Below are 17,040 nucleotides of genomic sequence, written 5' to 3' on the forward strand. Positions count from 1 at the left end.
GGCGCGGACAATGGGCGGCTGAGGGCTTAGAAGGAGGCCTGCCATGATGCTGCGCGGCCGTAACGAGCAGTGCCGGCTGATCGACGCCCTGATCGCCGAGGCCCGGTCTGGCCGCAGCCGGGTGATGGTGCTGCGCGGTGAACCCGGGATCGGTAAATCAGCCCTCATGCAGTACGCCGCCGAAACAGGCCCGGACTTTCACGTGGCCCGCGCCGACGGGGTCGAGTCGGAAATGGAACTGCCCTACGCCGCGGTCCATCAACTGTGCAGACCGATGCTCGATCACCTCGACCGCCTTCCAGAGCCACAGGCGGCCGCGCTGCGCATCGCCTTCGGTCTGCGCGCCGGACCACCGCCGGACCGATTCCTGGTCAGCCTTGCCGTGTTGAGTCTGCTGTCCGATCAGGCCGAGAGCCAGCCGCTTCTCTGCCTGATTGATGACGCGCAGTGGCTCGACCAGGCTTCGGCCCAAACGCTGGCATTCGTGGCCCGCCGTCTTTACGGCGAGTCGGTCGCATTCCTCGTCGGGATCCGCGACGGGGACGAGACCGATCCCTTCGCCGGGCTGCCGGAAGTGAACCTGACCGGGCTGGCTGATGTGGACGCTCGCACACTGCTGATGTCGGCAATTCCGGGCAAGCTCGACGGGCAGGTGAGCGAGCGCATCGTCGCCGAATCTGCGGGCAACCCGCTCGCCCTGCTGGAGTTGCCACACGACTGGTCGGCAGAGGGGCTGGCCGGCGGCTTCGGTTTACCTCAGGGCGTGCCGGTGCGGGATCGGGTCGAGGCCAGCTTCCGCCGCCGCATCGCGACTCTGCCGGCACCGACGCGGATGCTGCTGTTGGTGGCTGCCGCCGACCCGCACGGCGATCCCGCGCTGCTGTGGCGGGCGGCCAGTGATCTGGGCATCGGTTTCGACGCTGCCGCCCCAGCCGAACGGGAGGGGCTGGTGTCGATCGGCGCTCGTGTCGCCTTCCGGCATCCGCTGGTCCGCTCCGCGATCTACCGGACAGCACCGGTTGCTGATCGCCAGAACGTTCACCGCGCCCTGGCCGGCGCGACCGATGCTGCGCAAGACCCTGATCGCCGCGCGTGGCATCGCGCCCAATCGGCCAGCGGGCCCGACGAGGACATCGCCGCAGAACTCGAACAATCCGCGGCGCGGGCAAAGGCCCGCGGTGGCCTGGCGGCGGCCGCGGCGTTTCTTGAAAGCGCATCGATGCTCACGCCTGATCCCGTCACCCGGGGATCGCGGGCGCTGTCGGCCGCGCAGCTCAAGTTTGACGCCGGCGCACCCGAGAAGGCGATGGCGTTACTGGCCAACGCCGCGTCCGCTCCATTGTCCGCGCTTCAACGGGCTCTACTCGAACGGCTTGGTGCGCGAATCACCTTCAGTCGACTGCGAGCTGACCACTCCGTCTCGGACCTCTTGGCTGCCGCGAAGAAGCTTGAGCCGCTCGACAGCGCCCTCGCTCGCGAGACATACCTCGAAGCCCTGTGGGCGGCGATGCGAATCCACGACGGGAGCGGTAAAGGTCTGCTCGCTGCCGCTGCCGCCGCTGCGTTAGGGGCCGCGCACGCCCCCCAACCCCCGCGTGCGGTCGATCTGCTGCTTGACGGCTTGGCAATCCAGACCGTCCACGGGTACGCCGCGTCGGTGCCAGTGCTCGAACGTGCCCTCGATGCCTTTCTGTCCCAGGACATCTCCGAGGACGACACCCAGTGGCTGTGGCTGGCATGTAACACCGCCATGGGGCTGTGGGACGACGAATCATGTCGATCACTCGCTCGCCGGCAGGTGCGGATTTCCCGCGATGCGGGCTCGCTTCGCGTGCTACCGCTGGCCCTGAACTACCTCGCCGGCCATCACATGTTCGCCGGCGAGTTCGACGACGCTCAAGCGGTCATCGAAGAGGCAGACACCATTGCGGCGATCACCGGGAATGCCCCGGTGGAGGACTTCTCCGTCCTGCTGGCGGCCTGGCGCGGCCACGCTCCGCAAGTGCCCGTATCGCACGATCCAGACAGCGATTCGCAGGACACGCTCAGCGTCAACCGTGAGTTCGCCGATGCGGTGCTGCACAACGGCCTGGGCCGGTACGCCGAAGCGCTGAACGCCGCCCGACAGGCGGCAGCCCGCGACGTCCTTGGATACGGGTCCTGGGTTCTGCCCGAACTCATTGAAGCCGCAGTTCGCAGCGGAGATTCCGATGCCGCCCGAACAGCGTTTGCGCAGCTGGACGAGCGAACCATGCTCAGCACCTCGGCCTGGGCGCGCGGCATCCGGGCACGCTCGCAAGCGCTGATCACCGAAGGGCCCGGCGCCGAGCGACACTACGTCGCCGCCATCGAGTTGCTCGGCAAGAGCAGGATGGTCGTCCACCATGCACGCGCCCACCTCATCTACGGCGAATGGCTGCGTCGGCAGCGCAGACGGGTCGATGCCCGCACTTCCCTACGCATGGCGGAAAACATGTTCAAGTCGATGGGCGCCGAAGCATTCGCAGCCCGCGCCGACCGAGAGCTCCTCGCTACCGGCGAACGGATCCAGAAGCGCACGGGCCAAAGCACCCCACAACTCACAGCTCAGGAACGCCAGATCGCCCGCCTCGCATACGAGGGCCGATCCAACACTGAAATCGCCGGCCAGCTGTTCATCAGTGCGCGCACCGTCGAGTACCACTTCGGAAAGATCTTCAGCAAGCTCGGTATCGCCTCCCGCCACGAGCTGACCGCCGAACACGTTAAAGACAGCCTTGTCCCCCGTCCGAAAACCAAACGGCACCACCTAATAACCCCGCAGTGATGCCCGCTCAGGGAAGTTCGTCTGGCGTAGATGACCTCGGAGCGCGATTCGGCAACCGGAGGCATGTGGACGGCTGCTAGTTCGGGCCTCACTTATTTCCGCCGAAGGTCACGCCCGCCGGCAGACCTCTCTTCACGTCCTTCACTAGGCGGCCGGCCTTCACAGGCATGCGCCGGTACATGCGTGAGAAAGCCAGTGACGGTTGGATAATCGACCTGTCGCCGGAAGGACAGACTCCCGACATCCCAACTCGGATCTTGCCTGGCGTCCGCCAACCACTCGCGATAGGCATCTTCGTCCGGGGTCCTAGCACATCATCAGAGACTCCCGCGAATCTCCACCACGTATCCCTGCACGGCCGGCGAGCCGACAAGTTCTCTGCCTTGCAAGCGCCTCGACTTGACTCCGAGGTGTGGCGTCCAGTCAGGACGGCGTGGACGGCACCGTTCACTGCCGCAGCTGAAACGGCGTGGGATGAATGACGGACGACGGATCAAATGATGCCATGGTTCTCGCCCGAAGTTTTTCCGACTCGGACGTGGGTCTACTCACCATCGGAATCGACGCTCAAGCGGCGGTGGACACAGCTATTGAGCGCGCCCGGTCTGGAGGAGCGACGTGCAGTCATGAAGGACAGCACCGGCGCGATCAATCAACAGTTCAAGAATCTCCCTGGACACGATCACGGCTCGCGGCTCCCGACAATGGCCAGCCTCTCTGACACGCCCGTGGAACCCATTGTCACCGTGGGTTTCCGAGCATTTGATCGCCAACTCCTTATCGCTGATCCGCGCTTGATCCCGGACTCCTGTTTCGCGCGTGGATACCTAACTTCCATCACTTCAACAACCGCGGAGGCGGAACGTGCCCGTTCCTTCACCCGGACGGTAGTCCGAACATCAACCCCGGACTCGCAGCAGCCCTTGAGGCGTCGAACGTGAAGCCATCCGCCGAAGACGTGCTCGCCTATGGCAGCCGTCACCGCTCATCCCGGATACACGCGGTTGTTCGAAGTCGAATTGGAGACGCCAGGTATCCGCATTCCTCTAACGAAAGACGCCACGCTCTGGGCAGAGTCGGTCAAGCTCGGAAAGAAAGTCATATGGACCCAGACGTTCGGACGTGCGTTCGCAGACGACAAGGATCGGCCTTTCGGAAAAGTTGCCTACCCCAAGGACAACCCAAGCCGTGTCTCGAATCTCCAGTCGGTCAAGGAGTTTCCGTGAGCCGCCCCGGCGAGTCCGGAGACTTCGTGGTGTGAGAAACTCAGCCGGCGGCTGGTCTCGGGTGTTGAGTGTAGTAGCTGGCCTCCGTGTCGGCCGGTGGGATTTTGCTGCAGTATTAGTTAGATACGGTGGTGGTTACGCCAGTCGACCGCCGATCGTCCAGCGTTCATCCCGTAGTGCCAGTATGGGCGTCGAGCCAGCCGAAGATGACTCGCAAGGACAGCCCGAGGTTCCCTATCTGGCAGTGGTTTTGAGCGCTCTCTGCGCGGGTGAACAAGCGTGCATTCACCGATCGAGCATTCGTCTGACATGGCATATCCCCCACCATGGGAGCACAATCTCGCCGAACGCAATCTTGCGGCGATGTGGGAGAACTATCGAGCACTGGGCTACTGCCGCTTGATCTATACCAACACCGTCAGCGTGCTGCCTGATGCGATTGAACAACTGACTACCACGATGGGAGACAACCCCAAGGTCGTCCCAATTCTGCTTACGTGCACGGATATCACGGCCCGAGAACGTCTGGGCCAGCGCGAAATTGGTTCGACCCTGGATCATCACTTCGCATCCAGTGCGGAAATGGGTGCCCGACTGCAAGCCGGCGCCTCGCCGACATCGTCATCAGCCGCGCGAACTGCCTTACAGCCTGCCCGTGAGTCGATCGCGATACGACCGACCGTCCGGGTCGTAGATCATCCGATACGCAGGCCCGGCCCACAGCCGCGTGAGCATGCCGAGGCGTTCGGGATGGTGCGTTCGCAACCGACCCGGCGGCCGCTGTCCACTGCACCCGGACGCGTACCACCTATCCAGCGCTTCGGCGGCAGCCGCCATCGCCTCCACCGCCGCGCCCGGATCATCCAGCCGGTCGGCGTCATCAAGATCCAAATGCTCACGCATCAGCCGCACCCGAAGGTCGCGTGCGAACTCGCCGGTGTCATCCAGTACCGCACAAGACAATTCGCTGTCATGCGTCCACGATCGCCGGTTGAAGTTGTCACTTCCGACGCACGCCCACACGTCATCGACCACGCAGACCTTTGCGTGCACGTACACCGGCGTGCCCTCGTGATTCTCCACATCGAACACATGCACGCGCTCCGGACTGGCTTCCTTACACGCCTCGATCGCCTGTCGCCGGCCAATCATGTTGGGCGGCAATGACAGTCGCCCGTCGACATCCGGGAACCGCGGCACCACCGCGACAAGATGCAACTCGGGGTTATCCCTCAGCGCGCGGGCAAACAACTGCGCCACCCGCTTCGACCACAGATACTGATCCTCCAGATAGATCAACCGCCGAGCCCGCCGCATCGCCTTGCTGTAGCCCCGCGCAACGCTGCGCTCTCCACGCGGTGCAAAGTCGTATTCGAAATGCGCATCGGGATAAGTGCGCAACACCTGCACGGCGTGCGGGCCACACTCCGGCGGATCCGGTGGCTGCTCCGGCAGCCTGCCCGGCTTCAGGTCTGCGCCACGCAGCTTGTCCTCGATCCATGCGATCGGCGACAACATGTCCAGCGGGGCGGGATCATTCCACCGCTCCCGAAAGGTCAGGTCCAGAGCGCCGACCACCGGCCCTCGCAGCTGCAGTTGCACGTCGTGCCACGGCGGATGCTCGCCATAACGTGGCGACATCTGCACCGCCTGCCGGTCACCCCGATGCGCCGCGTCATCCCGGCGCGAGTGGCACAGGTCGATCCCGCCCGCGAACGCTACATCCCGCGACGGCTCCCCTGGATGCCGCAGCAGCACCAGCTTCTGATGATGCGAGCCCCCGAACCGGACCCGCTGATCGAGCAGCACCTCGCCCCCGGCCTCTTCGATCGCCTCGCCGAGGTGCTGGTTCTCCTCCTCGCTGTAGGCGAACTTATCCAGGTGTGAGCGCCAAACCAGGCCCTTCACCACGACTCCTCGTTTGGCCGCCGCGCTGAACAACTCACGGATGGTCGGCCCGTCGTCGCGCATCTTCTCATCCGGGTCGCCGCGCCAGTCGGTGAAGAACAGGTGGTCGCCGGCGCGCAACACCTCTACTTCGGCTGCCAGCCGATCGAAGTACGTCGCGCCGTGAATCAGCGGCTCAACCCGGTTGCCCTCGCACCACGCCGGCAGCTTCGACGCTGGATTGCCGCGTTCGGCATCCGTGAGAAACCAATCGTTCCGATCCGACACCTCGAAGGATTGCCCAATTGACGTGGATGTTAACCGGCCGCATTCACAACCGCCGCCGGACCCGGTCGAGATACGACCGGCCGTCGGGGTCATAGAGCAACCGGTACACAGGCTCGGCCCACATGCGATTGATCGGATGGAGCCGTTCGGCCTTGTGCACCCGCAACCGGCCCGGCGGACGAGGTCCCAAGCCTCCCGACTCGTGCCACCTGTCCAACTCCTGCGCGGACGCGACGATCTCGTCGACCGCGCTCGCCGGATCGACCAAACCACCGTCCTCGCTGCCATCGGCGGCGCGATCCAAATGTTCTCGCATCAGCCGCAATCGGAGGTCACGCGCGAACTCACCGGTGTCATCCACCACCGCACACGACAACTCGCTATCGTGCGTCCACGACCGTCTGTTGAAGTTGTCACTGCCGATGCAGGCCCACTCGTCGTCAAGAACACACACCTTGGAATGCACGTATACCGGTGTGCCACAATGGTTTTCGACATCGAATATGTGCACACGCCCCGGCCCGGCACGTCGGCATTCATCGATCGCGAGATGCCGGCCCACCAGAGTCGGCGGCCCGCCCAGTCCGCCCTCCAAGTCGAAGTACCGCGGCACGACCGCAACCAAATGCAGCTGCGGATTGGCGGTCAGCGCGTCGACGAAGAGCTGCGCGACCTCTTCGGACCAAAGATATTGATCCTCCAGGTAAATCAGCCGCTTCGCGCGCTGAACCGCCTTCGTGTATCCCCGCGCGATGCTGCGCTCGCCGCTCGTTGCGAACTCGTAGTGGAACAACGCGTCGCCGTATGTCCGCAACACTTGCACTGTGTGGGGTCCGCACGGCGGCGGATCCGGTGGCTTCTCCGGCAACGCGCCCGGTGTCACGTCCGCACCCTGCGCCTTGTCCCGTATCCACCCGATCGGATCGAGCAGATTCAACGGAGCCTTCGCGGTCCATCGTTCGCGGAAAGAGGTGTCTAGCGCGCCGACCACCGGGCCGCGGAGCTCGAGTTGCACGTCATGCCACGGCGGAGTGTCCCCGTAGCGACTCGACATCCGCACCGCCTGCGGATCGCCGAGGTGCGACGGATCGTCGCGCCGGGAGTGGCAAAGGTCGATGCCACCGGTGAACGCCACATCGAGCGCCGGTTCGCCAAGGTGTCTGATGACGACCAGTCGCTGATGATGCGACCCGCCGATGCGGACCCGTTGATCCAGCAGCACCTCGCCGCCGGCCCGCTCGATAGCCTCACCTAGGTGCCGATTCTGCTCCTCGTTGAACTGGAACTTGTTGGGGTGCGAGCGCCACATGAGTCCCTTGACGATCACTCCCCGCTCCGCCGCCGCACGGAACAGTTCTCCGACAGTCGGTCCGCGCTCGCGCAGCTTCTGGTCGGCGTCGCCACGCCAGTCGGCGAAAAACAGATGATCGCCAGGGCCAAGCGCCTCGACTTCGGTGACAAGACGGTCGAAGTAAGCCGCCCCATCGATCAGCGCCGCTGCCCGACTGCCCTCGGACCATGCAGGCAGGTCCGAATCGGGATTACCCCGCTGCGACTCCGTCAGAAGCCAGTTGGTCAGCTTGGACACGCTGTTGGATACCCAGAAAGTCGCAATCCCGCGCGACGGCTCTGCAAAACTCCGGACATGCCCGCCGTAAGGCGTCTCCTCGCGATCGCATGCGCCTTCGCCATGCTGACCGGCTGCGCGCCCGGCGCACTGCCAACCGCGACGCCGACCTCGACCACCGACACCGCCAAGGCCGACGCCGTGATGCGGATCGTCCGCGACACCATGGAAGAAAGGCACCTCAAGGCCGTCATCGTGCGTGTGACCATCGACGGCAAGGAAATCGTCACCCATGCTGTCGGCGAATCCATGACAGGAGTGCCCGCGAGCACCGCCATGCACTTCCGCAACGGCGCCGTCGCGATCTCGTATGTCTCCACGCTATTGCTCAAACTCGTCGACGAGAAGAAGGTCAGCCTCGACGACAAGCTGTCGAAGTGGCTTCCCGAGATACCCCATGCCGACAAAGTCACGCTCGGCCAGCTGGCCCAGATGACGTCGGGTTACGTCGACTACGTCATTGGCAACACCGCAATGAACGACGCCCTTTACGCAAACCCGTTCCGGCGCTGGACCGTCCACGACATTCTCGGGTATGCCATCGACCAGCCGCTGCTCTATGCGCCCGGTACCAATTGGAACTACGCCCACACCAACTATGTGCTGCTCGGACTGGCGCTGGAGAAAGCCACCGGCCAGGAGATGTCGAAGCTGTTGTCGGACAAGGTTCTTCGTCCACTCGGCCTGACAAACACGACCAACAGCCTGACCCCAGAGATTCCGTCGCCCGTCCTTCACGCATTCAGCTCCGAACGCCGGGCCTTCCTCAAGATCCCCACCGGCACACCGTTCTACGAGGAGTCGACGTTCTGGGACCCGTCCTGGACGATCACCCACGGCGCGATCCAAACCACCAACATCTATGACATGGAGGCAACCGCGGTAGGCATCGGGTCCGGCCGACTGCTCACCCCCGATTCCTACCAGAAGATGGTGTCCACCGGCCTTCGCGGCAAGACCCATAAACAGCCGGGCTGCACCACCTGTGACGAGATGACCGACGCCTACACCTACGGTCTCGGCATTGTCATCACCGGCAACTGGCTGGTGCAGAACCCGATGTTCGGTGGCTACGGCGCCATCGAGGCCTATTTACCTTCACAGAAGATCGCAATCGCCGCCGCAGTCACCTTTGCCCCTGAAGCTTTCGACGACCAGGGCGACTACGACAACGCCGCCGATCCGCTGTTCCGCAAGATCGCCGCCGAACTCGCCCCTGACGATGCGCCACCCCTGCCACCGAAGAAATAATGTCTTCCCGTGGCGCCCAAAGTCCTATTCCTCGTAAACGAACACCTCGCAACCGAAGCCCTGCTGGGCGACGCGTTCACCGAATCCGGCTTCGACGTCGAGACCTTCGAAGTCGTGCCCGCCGAACGCATCGACAGCCCCGCGGCCGACGTGACCTTCCCCGACCCGACCGGCTATGACGTGATCGTTCCGCTCGGCGCGCGCTGGCCCGTCTACGACGAGGCGCTGCAACGCACCTGGGTGGGCGCCGAGACACAACTTGTGCGCGACGCCGCCGACGCCGGCGTGGCACTGCTTGGCGTGTGCTTCGGCGGCCAGCTGCTCGCCCAGGCGTTCGGCGGATCGGTCGCGCGGTCGGCCGTTCCGGAGATCGGCTGGTATAACGTCGAAACCGACAACCCCGAACTGGTGCCCGGCGGGCCGTGGTTTCAATGGCATTTCGACCGATGGACACTGCCGCCGGGTGCCACCGAGATCGCGAGGACGGCGAACTCGTCGCAGGCGTTCGTGCTCGGTCGTGCACTCGCGCTGCAGTTTCACCCTGAGATCGACGCCGAGCTGCTGGACGTGTGGCTGGCCGACGACCGCGATGGCGACGTTGTCGGGGCCGGCCTCAGTCACGACGAATTACGTGAGCGCACAACCGAACTCGCCGGTGACGCAGGCAACAGAATTCGCGGCTTGGTGCGCGGATTCCTCACGCACGTGGCGCGTCAGCCCTGTCCGAGTTCGTGAGCCAGCGCGTGGGTGAGCTTTGATCGCCGAAACCGGTGGCCCAGCGTAGTCAGTTTGGTCGGCACCACCCGCTGATTAGCCGCGGCCAACTCGCGGGCGCCCTGCTCCCCCAACAACAGTCGTGGACCCAGCGACGGCACCGGCAGTCTCGCCGGGCGGTGCAGCACCCCTGCGAGCGCCCTGGTGTAGTCGGCGTTGCGCACGGGTTCGGGTGCGACGGCGTTGACGGGCCCGCTCAACCGAGCGTCGTACAGCGCCCGGTGGTAGACGTCGAGCAGGTCGTCGAGCCCGATCCACGACAACCACTGCTCCCCGCTGCCAAGCCGACCGCCCAACCCCGCCGCGAACAGCGGGCGCATCAGCTTCAATGTGCCACCGCGCGCCGACTGTACGATCCCCGTGCGCACGTTGACCACGCGCAGTCCTGACTCCGCGGCGGGCGTCGTCGCCGCCTCCCAGTCGGCTACCACGTCGGCCAGAAAACCGTCGCCGCGCACGCTTTCCTCACTCAGCAGCGCATCCCCGCGGTCGAACCCGTAGTAGCCGATCGCCGATGCGCTGATGAACGTGGCCGGGCCGTCGCCGGTCAAACCCGCGGCGTCGGCGAGCCTACGCGTCGGCTCGATGCGACTGTCACGAATCGCGGCCATGTGACGATCGGTGAACCGCCCGGCGATCGACGCGCCCGCCAGGTGTAGGACCGCATCGACACCTGATAAGAGATCCGGTGCGGGACTATCCGGGTTCCATTGTCGCTCAAGCTCATTGCGTGCGGGACGACGCACGAGCCGGATGACGCGATGCCCACCGGTGCTCAGAAATGCCGACAATGCGGAGCCGACAAGACCGGACGCGCCTGTGATCGCAACGACTGTTGGGCCCAATCCGGCAGCGCGATGCGCGGCCAAATCCTGCGCCAGCTGCCGGTGCCGATAGACAAACGTCGAACGCAGTGCCGCAGCGGGCACCGAGGTGTCGACGTGGTCGTAGACCCGTGTGCCACCGGTCGCCTCGCTGAACTCGTGCGTATGCCGCCACCACCCGATGACCCGCGCGGGCCACGATGACGGGCCCTGCGAAGACAATTCGTCGACGAACCGGTGCGGCGGATCGAAGGCCGACGGATCATGCTGCGCTACCCACCGAAGTCCGCCCGGCAGGCCGAGCACCGCGCGCCCGTCGGCCAGCGACGTCGTCTCCGCCACCACCCTCATCGGCTGCCAGGGCGGCACCAACCGAGGCATCGCACCGGGGCGGCTGTGCCACGCGAAGACGTCTGCGATCGGATCCTCAACGACGCTTTCGTATTCGATGCCCATATATCTGAGTACCCTGAAATTGTCCCCGATGTCGAAAGATCGCGATGAGCGGATGGAGCGGGCTCGCCCGCCGACATGCAAACCGCACCTTCCGGGACCGCCGAGATGCCGGCCATGTCCTGGCTGAGGAGTTGGCGTCCTATCGCGGCAGGGACAACCTCGTAGTGCTGGGCCTAGCGCGTGGCGGCGTGCCCGTCGGCTGGGAGGTCGCGTCGTTCCTGCACGCGCCGCTGGACGTTTTCCTGGTGCGCAAGCTCGGTGTGCCGCAATGGGAGGAACTCGCGATGGGCGCCATCGCGACAGGTGGCGGCGTGGTGGTGAATGACAACCTGGTGCGCAATCTCGGCATCAGCACTGAGCAACTCCAGGCCGCGATCGACCGGGAGACCGAGGAACTTCATCGCCGTGAGAGTGTTTACCGCGGCGACCGTGGACCGGTCGACATCGCCGGCAACACCGTGATCCTCGTCGACGACGGCATCGCCACCGGTGCCAGCATGCTCGCCGCCGTGCGCGCCGTGCGCGCCGCTGACCCGGCCCAAGTCGTGGTCGCGGTGCCGGTGGGCCCGGCGTCAGCGTGCCAGCAGCTGGCTGAGGAGGCCGATGACGTGGTGTGCGCGACGATGCCACCGGGATTTGAAGCCGTCGGCCAGGTTTTTGAAGACTTCCATCAGGTCACCGACGACGAAGTGCGCGAATTGCTCGCTGCGCCAACGGTTTAACGGCTGTTGCTGTCCTCATCGCGTTGCTCGACGGCGGTGGTCTGTGCCTCGGTCTCGTCGTCCTCCGCGACGGGCGCCTCTTCGGGGTAGTCCTCGGCGGGTTCTTCGGCGTCCGGTTCTTCGGCAGCTGACTCGGGCACGTCGCCTTTGGACCGTTCCCGCAGCGCGTCGATGATCAGCAACACCACGCCGACCACGCTGGCCGCGATGCAGACCCAGGCGATCAGCTCATTGCTGGTGACCACGGCGGTGACCAAGGCCGCGAGGCCGATGACGGCGAGCACAAGCGCAACGATCAGCATTGACCAACCCTAGGTGGTAGTCGCGACGTTTTCGAGGAACCGGAGGGCTAGTTGTTGCCCCGGTTGAATTGATTGAAGCCGCCGCCGTCGTTATTGGCGCTGGAATCGACCGGTGCGGCCGAACCGCGCTGGCCCAGCTCTTCGAGCTGCGATTCCAGATAGGTCTTGAGTCGAGTGCGGTATTCGCGCTCGAAGGTGCGCAGCTGCTCCAGCCGGCCTTCCAGCACCGTGCGCTGCTGGTTGATGGTGCCCATGATCTCGGAATGCTTCCGCTCGGCGTCGGCCTGCAGGGCGTCGGCCTTCTCCTGCGCCTGGCGCAGCTGCGCCTCCGAGCGGGTCTGGGCGTCGGCCAGCATGGCGTCGGCGCGCTGACGGGCCTCGGCCACCGTGGTCTCGGCGGTCTGCCTGGCCTCGCTGACCATCGCATCGGCCTGGGCGCGGGCGTCGGCGAGCATCTTGTCCGACTCGGCCTTCGCGGTGCCAGTCAGCCGGTCCGCGGTGTCCTGGGCCAGGCTCAGCACCTTGGCGGCCTTGATGTGGCTGTCCTCGCTGACCGGGGCCGCGGGCTGCGGCGGCGGTGCGTCGTAGACCGGCTGCGGCGCGGGCGTGGGTGCCGGCTCCGGCTCGGGCTCATACAGCGGGATGGCCGTGGTCGGCTGTCCGCCGCCACCGGACCGGGCGGTGCCCAGCTCCTGATCCAGTTCTGCGACGCGCTGACGAAGATCGGCGTTCTCTTCGATGAGCCGAGTCAGCTCGTTCTCTACCAGATCGAGAAAGGCGTCGACCTCGTCCTCGTTATAGCCGCGCTTGCCGATCGGTGGCTTGCTGAACGCGACGTTGTGGACGTCGGCTGGTGTGAGCGGCATTGTCTGCCCCCTTGGAGTTCTGGACCGTCAACCGATCTCAAAGTGTAGAGCCTTACTGGAACGTAACTGGCGTCCATCCTGTCACACCAGACCCGGCGGTTGCAGGAGAGGATGAATTTTAAGAACGAATTTCAATCATTCGACAGACTTGCGCCGACGAAAATGAGCCTCGGCAAACGTGCGGTGGCTACCGCCGCGATCACCAAAGATGCGACGGCAGGCCGGTTCTCAGGCCGCGGCGCCGAACGCCAACTGCATGCCGATGAACGCCACCAGCAGTAGCACCATGATCGACAGATCGAACCGGACGGCGCCTATCGTGAGCTGCGGGATGAGCCGTCGAAGCAGTTTCACAGGCGGATCGGTGAGCGTCATGATCACCTCGAGGACGACCACGGTCAGGCCCTTGGGTTGCCAATCGCGGGAGAACGACCGAATGAACTCGACGACGACCCGCGCGATGAGCAGCAGCCAGAACACGAACAGCGCGAAACCAAGGATCTCGAAGAAGAGCGCCAACTGAAGCCGACCTCACTACGGGCAGATGTGTGACATTCGATACAGCGCTCGCAGCTGGTCACATTGCGAAGCGCGACGCCAGCCTACCTGTCGTTCGTGACCCCTACTGATATGCGTAGAAGCCGGCCTCCGCGATGCGCCTGCGCTCCTCGGCGCTGACGTCGATATCGGCCGGGGAGAGCAGGAAGACCTTCGTCGCCACCTTGTCGAATGAACCCCGCAGCGCGAATGCCAGGCCTGCCGCGAAGTCCACCAGCCGCTTGGCGTCCGCGTTGTCCATGGACACCAGGTCCATGATCACCGGGGTGCCGTCGCGGAAGCGTTCGCCGATCGTGCGGGCCTCGCTGTAGTCCTTCGGGCGCAGCGTGGTGATCTTCGACAGCGGGCTGCCCGCTTCGAAGAGCTCAGCCATCCGCCGCGGGTCCATCGCGAGCGCGCCGCGGGTCGAGCCGCGCAGGGCACTGAACCTGGGCGTCGGCCGGTCGAAGTCCCGCGGGCCGCGCAGCCGTGCCTCGAACCGGTCCTCGTCGCGGTACCCGCCGCGGTAGCCCGTGGGCTCGTCGTAGTCACGTGCGGCCAGCCGGTCGTCGTAGCCGCGGCCAGCCCGATCCAGGTAGCCCTCGTCGTCGAACCGGTCCTCGCGGCCACGGCGGGCGTAGCCACGCGCGGCACCGCGGTCGTCGTCTTCGTAGTACTCGTCGTCGTAGTCATCCATCGGCGCCATACCGAAGTAGGCCTTGACCTTGTGCAGTGTGCTCATCGGTGGGACCCTTCTGCTTCGCGAAACGTGTGGTGTCTGTGATGATGATGTGACTAGAGTGACTACTCAGGGTGACGTTAGCGGTCGTTGCCCCATTAGCGCGGTACCGACACGCACACACGTGGAACCGTGTTTGACCGCGCTCTCGAGGTCGCTGGACATGCCCGCCGACAGTCCGAGCCGCTGGTCATAGGACTTTTGCACCCGTTCCTTTTCTTCGTGCAGGCGCGCGAACGCGTCGTCGGGATCGGCGTCCAAGGGCGGGATCGCCATCAGCCCGACGAACTCCAACCCGTCCGCGGCCGCGATGGCCGCGCAGAGTTCATCCACGGAATCGGGCCGACCGATGTCGACGCCGCCCCTCGACTCGTCGCCGTCGAGACTCAGCTGGAGGTAAACGCGTAGCGGCTCGGGCCGACTGCCGTGTTCCAGCGCCTCGACGGCGGCGCGATCCAGAGCGGCGATCAGCTTGGCGCTGTCGACCGAGTGCGCCGCATAGGCCCAGCCCGCGATCGAGCGCGCTTTGTTGCGCTGAATCCGTCCGACCATGTGCCAGCGAATGGGCTGCGCGCCCAACACGGCACCGACTTCCGCGCTTTTATTCGACGCTTCCTGTTCGCGCGATTCACCAAATTCGAGGCACCCTAACTTGTGCAATATAAGAACATCGCTAGCCGGAAAGAATTTCGTAATAGGCAGCATTTCAATTTCATTTGCATTGCGATCGGCAGCCTTCGCAGCGCGCGCGAGGCGGGCGCGCAACGCGGCAAGCGCATCAGCCAGTTCGATTTCACGCCCACTAGCCATCGCGGTCATTGCATCCACACCAATGAGGCCAGCCGTCCGGTCGGAGCATCGCGGCGATGACTGAACAGGTTGCGGTCCGCGACGGTGCAGCGGGGGTCGACGTCGATGGCCGTGATGCCCAAAGTCGTTAGTTGCCTGGCGATTCCGGCTCGCAGATCGAGTCCCGGCGTGCCCCGCGAGGTCGTCGTGCGGCTGCCGGGCAGCGCGGCCTCGACCTCGGCGGCCATTTCCTCCGGCACTTCGTAGTTGGCTCCGCTGACCGCCGGACCCAACAGCGCCGAGATGTCGCCGGCCCGTGCTCCAGCTTCCAGCATGGCCTCAACCGTCCTGGCGACGACGCCGTTTTGTGCGCCGACGCGGCCCGCGTGAACGGCCGCCACCACCCCAGCACGCGCGTCGCCCATTAAAACTGGAACACAATCTGCGGTAACCACCGCCAAAGCCAATCGTGGCGTGGTAGTGACCAATGCATCGGTATTGTCGACGGCCGCCTCCACTGGGCCGTCCACCACTACCACGTGATCGCCGTGCACTTGGTTCATCCAGACCACGCGGTCGTCGTCCAACTTGAGCGCAGCCGCGAGTCGCTTGCGGTTGGCGGCCACCGCCGCCGGATCGTCGCCAACATGGTCGCCGAGGTTGAAGGTGTCGAACGGCGGCGCCGAGACGCCACCGGCGCGGGTGGTGGTCACGCGACGGATACGAACGCTCACTGGCCCAGTATCCGTACGCGCGTCAGTGACGCATGAAAGGCGGCACGTCGACATCGTCGTCGTCGTCGCCACCGATGCTGACCGTCGAGCCGTTGGTGTGCACCGGCACGCTGGCCGCGTCGGCAGGTTCGAACAGCGGCGTGCGCACTTTTCCGGCCTTGGCGGGCGCGACCGCGGCGGCGTCGACACCCACCACGGGTCTGCGGCCAGCGCTGCTGGCCTCGAAGCCGGCGGCTATCACTGTCACCCGGACTTCATCGCCCAACGAGTCATCGATGACCGTGCCGAAGATGATGTTGGCCTCGGCGTGCGCGGCCTCCTGCACCAACGAGGCGGCCTCGTTGATCTCGAACAGGCCAAGGTCGCTGCCGCCGGCGATCGACATCAGCACGCCCTGGGCGCCCTCCATGGACGCCTCCAGCAGCGGCGAGTTGATTGCGATCTCGGCCGCCTTGAGCGCGCGGCCATCCCCTCGCGCCGAACCGATGCCCATCAACGCCGTGCCGGCGCCGCTCATGATGCCCTTGACATCGGCGAAGTCGACGTTGATCAGGCCTGGCGTGGTGATCAGGTCCGTGATGCCCTGCACGCCGTTGAGCAGCACCTCGTCTGCACTGCGGAATGCGTCCATCAATGACACGGCAGCGTCGCCCATCTGCAGCAGCCGGTCGTTGGGAATGACGATCAGGGTGTCGCAGCTTTCGCGCAGCGCGGTGATGCCCGCCTCGGCTTGATTGCTTCTGCGCTTGCCCTCGAACGAGAACGGCCGAGTCACCACGCCGACCGTCAGCGCACCGAGCTTGCGCGCGATGGTCGCGACCACCGGCGCGCCGCCGGTGCCGGTGCCGCCGCCCTCGCCCGCGGTGACGAACACCATGTCCGCACCGCGCAACAGCTCCTCGATGTCGTCCTTGGCGTCCTCTGCCGCCTTGCGTCCGACCTCGGGGTCGGCGCCCGCGCCCAGACCACGAGTGGAGTCGCGACCGACGTCGAGCTTGACGTCGGCGTCGCTCATCAACAGCGCCTGAGCGTCGGTGTTGATCGCGATGAACTCGACGCCCTTGAGGCCCTGCTCGATCATCCGGTTGACGGCGTTGACGCCGCCACCGCCGATGCCGACCACCTTGATCACGGCTAGGTAGTTGTGCGGGGGGGTCATGATCGTGTTCCTCCCTGGTTGCCATTCTGTGCGCGAAACCCTTTGGCAAACTC

At 65.2% G+C, this 17,040-nt stretch carries 16 protein-coding genes; 6 read left to right on the plus strand and 10 right to left on the minus strand.

Annotated features, from left to right (window positions below; genetic code table 11):
- The first annotated feature begins 43 nt into the window (after positions 1-43).
- The 3 genes from MYCSM_RS18480 (at position 44) to MYCSM_RS18485 (ending at position 4,032) form a co-directional block, all read left to right on the plus strand.
- Positions 44-2,806, plus strand: a complete 2,763-nt coding sequence (locus tag MYCSM_RS18480) for a helix-turn-helix transcriptional regulator (RefSeq protein ID WP_015307684.1) — start codon at positions 44-46, stop codon at positions 2,804-2,806.
- A gap of 500 nt (positions 2,807-3,306) precedes the next feature.
- A complete protein-coding gene (locus tag MYCSM_RS39100; protein WP_198344955.1) occupies positions 3,307-3,747 on the plus strand; it encodes a type ISP restriction/modification enzyme in 441 nt (146 codons plus the stop codon).
- Positions 3,748-3,774: 27 nt separating this feature from the next.
- Positions 3,775-4,032 (plus strand): type ISP restriction/modification enzyme, encoded by a 258-nt coding sequence (locus tag MYCSM_RS18485; protein ID WP_041312377.1) that lies wholly within the window; start codon positions 3,775-3,777, stop codon positions 4,030-4,032.
- 642 nt (positions 4,033-4,674) lie between these two features.
- Here MYCSM_RS18485 and MYCSM_RS18490 read toward each other — a convergent pair.
- A complete protein-coding gene (locus MYCSM_RS18490; RefSeq protein WP_041312378.1) occupies positions 4,675-6,207 on the minus strand; it encodes a phospholipase D family protein in 1,533 nt (510 codons plus the stop codon).
- A 43-nt stretch (positions 6,208-6,250) separates the two neighbouring features.
- Positions 6,251-7,795, minus strand: a complete 1,545-nt coding sequence (locus MYCSM_RS18495) for a phospholipase D family protein (protein ID WP_015307686.1) — start codon at positions 7,793-7,795, stop codon at positions 6,251-6,253.
- Positions 7,796-7,852: 57 nt separating this feature from the next.
- Here MYCSM_RS18495 and MYCSM_RS18500 point away from each other — a divergent pair, with 57 nt between their 5' ends.
- On the plus strand, positions 7,853-9,085 hold the full coding sequence (locus tag MYCSM_RS18500) for a serine hydrolase domain-containing protein (protein WP_015307687.1): 1,233 nt from the start codon (positions 7,853-7,855) through the stop codon (positions 9,083-9,085).
- A gap of 9 nt (positions 9,086-9,094) precedes the next feature.
- Positions 9,095-9,820 carry a type 1 glutamine amidotransferase gene (locus MYCSM_RS18505; RefSeq protein ID WP_015307688.1) on the plus strand — a complete coding sequence of 242 codons (726 nt, stop codon included), beginning with the start codon at positions 9,095-9,097 and terminating at the stop codon, positions 9,818-9,820.
- On the opposite strand, the gene MYCSM_RS18510 is transcribed toward MYCSM_RS18505, so the two are convergent.
- Complete coding sequence (locus MYCSM_RS18510) at positions 9,799-11,139, minus strand: TIGR01777 family oxidoreductase (protein ID WP_015307689.1); 1,341 nt, start codon at positions 11,137-11,139, stop codon at positions 9,799-9,801. The genes MYCSM_RS18505 and MYCSM_RS18510 overlap by 22 nt on opposite strands.
- Before the next feature lie 44 nt (positions 11,140-11,183).
- Here MYCSM_RS18510 and MYCSM_RS18515 point away from each other — a divergent pair, with 44 nt between their 5' ends.
- Positions 11,184-11,861 carry a phosphoribosyltransferase gene (locus tag MYCSM_RS18515; protein ID WP_015307690.1) on the plus strand — a complete coding sequence of 226 codons (678 nt, stop codon included), beginning with the start codon at positions 11,184-11,186 and terminating at the stop codon, positions 11,859-11,861.
- Here MYCSM_RS18515 and MYCSM_RS18520 read toward each other — a convergent pair.
- From MYCSM_RS18520 to ftsZ, 7 genes are all read right to left on the minus strand, one after another.
- Positions 11,858-12,163, minus strand: coding sequence for a hypothetical protein (locus tag MYCSM_RS18520; RefSeq protein WP_015307691.1), 306 nt, complete (start codon positions 12,161-12,163; stop codon positions 11,858-11,860). The two genes, MYCSM_RS18515 and MYCSM_RS18520, sit on opposite strands and share 4 nt — an antisense overlap.
- Before the next feature lie 47 nt (positions 12,164-12,210).
- Entirely contained in the window at positions 12,211-13,029 is an 819-nt protein-coding gene (wag31, locus tag MYCSM_RS18525) for a DivIVA-like cell division protein Wag31 (RefSeq protein WP_015307692.1), read from the minus strand.
- Between the two features lie 228 nt (positions 13,030-13,257).
- Positions 13,258-13,548 (minus strand): YggT family protein, encoded by a 291-nt coding sequence (locus MYCSM_RS18530; RefSeq protein ID WP_015307694.1) that lies wholly within the window; start codon positions 13,546-13,548, stop codon positions 13,258-13,260.
- Positions 13,549-13,651: 103 nt separating this feature from the next.
- Positions 13,652-14,308 carry a cell division protein SepF gene (locus MYCSM_RS18535; RefSeq protein ID WP_015307695.1) on the minus strand — a complete coding sequence of 219 codons (657 nt, stop codon included), beginning with the start codon at positions 14,306-14,308 and terminating at the stop codon, positions 13,652-13,654.
- A 66-nt stretch (positions 14,309-14,374) separates the two neighbouring features.
- Positions 14,375-15,115 carry a YggS family pyridoxal phosphate-dependent enzyme gene (locus MYCSM_RS18540; RefSeq protein ID WP_051073917.1) on the minus strand — a complete coding sequence of 247 codons (741 nt, stop codon included), beginning with the start codon at positions 15,113-15,115 and terminating at the stop codon, positions 14,375-14,377.
- Between the two features lie 5 nt (positions 15,116-15,120).
- Positions 15,121-15,828, minus strand: coding sequence for a peptidoglycan editing factor PgeF (gene pgeF, locus MYCSM_RS18545; protein WP_015307697.1), 708 nt, complete (start codon positions 15,826-15,828; stop codon positions 15,121-15,123).
- 22 nt (positions 15,829-15,850) lie between these two features.
- Entirely contained in the window at positions 15,851-16,987 is a 1,137-nt protein-coding gene (gene ftsZ, locus MYCSM_RS18550; protein WP_015307698.1) for a cell division protein FtsZ, read from the minus strand.
- Positions 16,988-17,040 lie beyond the last annotated feature (53 nt).

It is taken from the genome of Mycobacterium sp. JS623, assembly GCF_000328565.1.
Taxonomy (GTDB): Bacteria; Actinomycetota; Actinomycetes; order Mycobacteriales; family Mycobacteriaceae; genus Mycobacterium.

Bases quoted from the DNA above. Each gene is read 5' to 3' on its own strand.
- MYCSM_RS18480 (WP_015307684.1), top strand. From the start codon at position 44: ATGATGCTGCGCGGCCGTAACGAGCAGTGCCGGCTGATCGACGCCCTG.
- MYCSM_RS39100 (WP_198344955.1), top strand. From the start codon at position 3,307: ATGCCATGGTTCTCGCCCGAAGTTTTTCCGACTCGGACGTGGGTCTAC.
- MYCSM_RS18485 (WP_041312377.1), top strand. From the start codon at position 3,775: ATGGCAGCCGTCACCGCTCATCCCGGATACACGCGGTTGTTCGAAGTC.
- MYCSM_RS18500 (WP_015307687.1), top strand. From the start codon at position 7,853: ATGCCCGCCGTAAGGCGTCTCCTCGCGATCGCATGCGCCTTCGCCATG.
- MYCSM_RS18510 (WP_015307689.1), bottom strand. From the start codon at position 11,139: ATGGGCATCGAATACGAAAGCGTCGTTGAGGATCCGATCGCAGACGTC.
- MYCSM_RS18515 (WP_015307690.1), top strand. From the start codon at position 11,184: ATGAGCGGATGGAGCGGGCTCGCCCGCCGACATGCAAACCGCACCTTC.
- MYCSM_RS18520 (WP_015307691.1), bottom strand. From the start codon at position 12,163: ATGCTGATCGTTGCGCTTGTGCTCGCCGTCATCGGCCTCGCGGCCTTG.
- wag31 (WP_015307692.1), bottom strand. From the start codon at position 13,029: ATGCCGCTCACACCAGCCGACGTCCACAACGTCGCGTTCAGCAAGCCA.
- MYCSM_RS18535 (WP_015307695.1), bottom strand. From the start codon at position 14,308: ATGAGCACACTGCACAAGGTCAAGGCCTACTTCGGTATGGCGCCGATG.
- MYCSM_RS18540 (WP_051073917.1), bottom strand. From the start codon at position 15,115: ATGGCTAGTGGGCGTGAAATCGAACTGGCTGATGCGCTTGCCGCGTTG.
- ftsZ (WP_015307698.1), bottom strand. From the start codon at position 16,987: ATGACCCCCCCGCACAACTACCTAGCCGTGATCAAGGTGGTCGGCATC.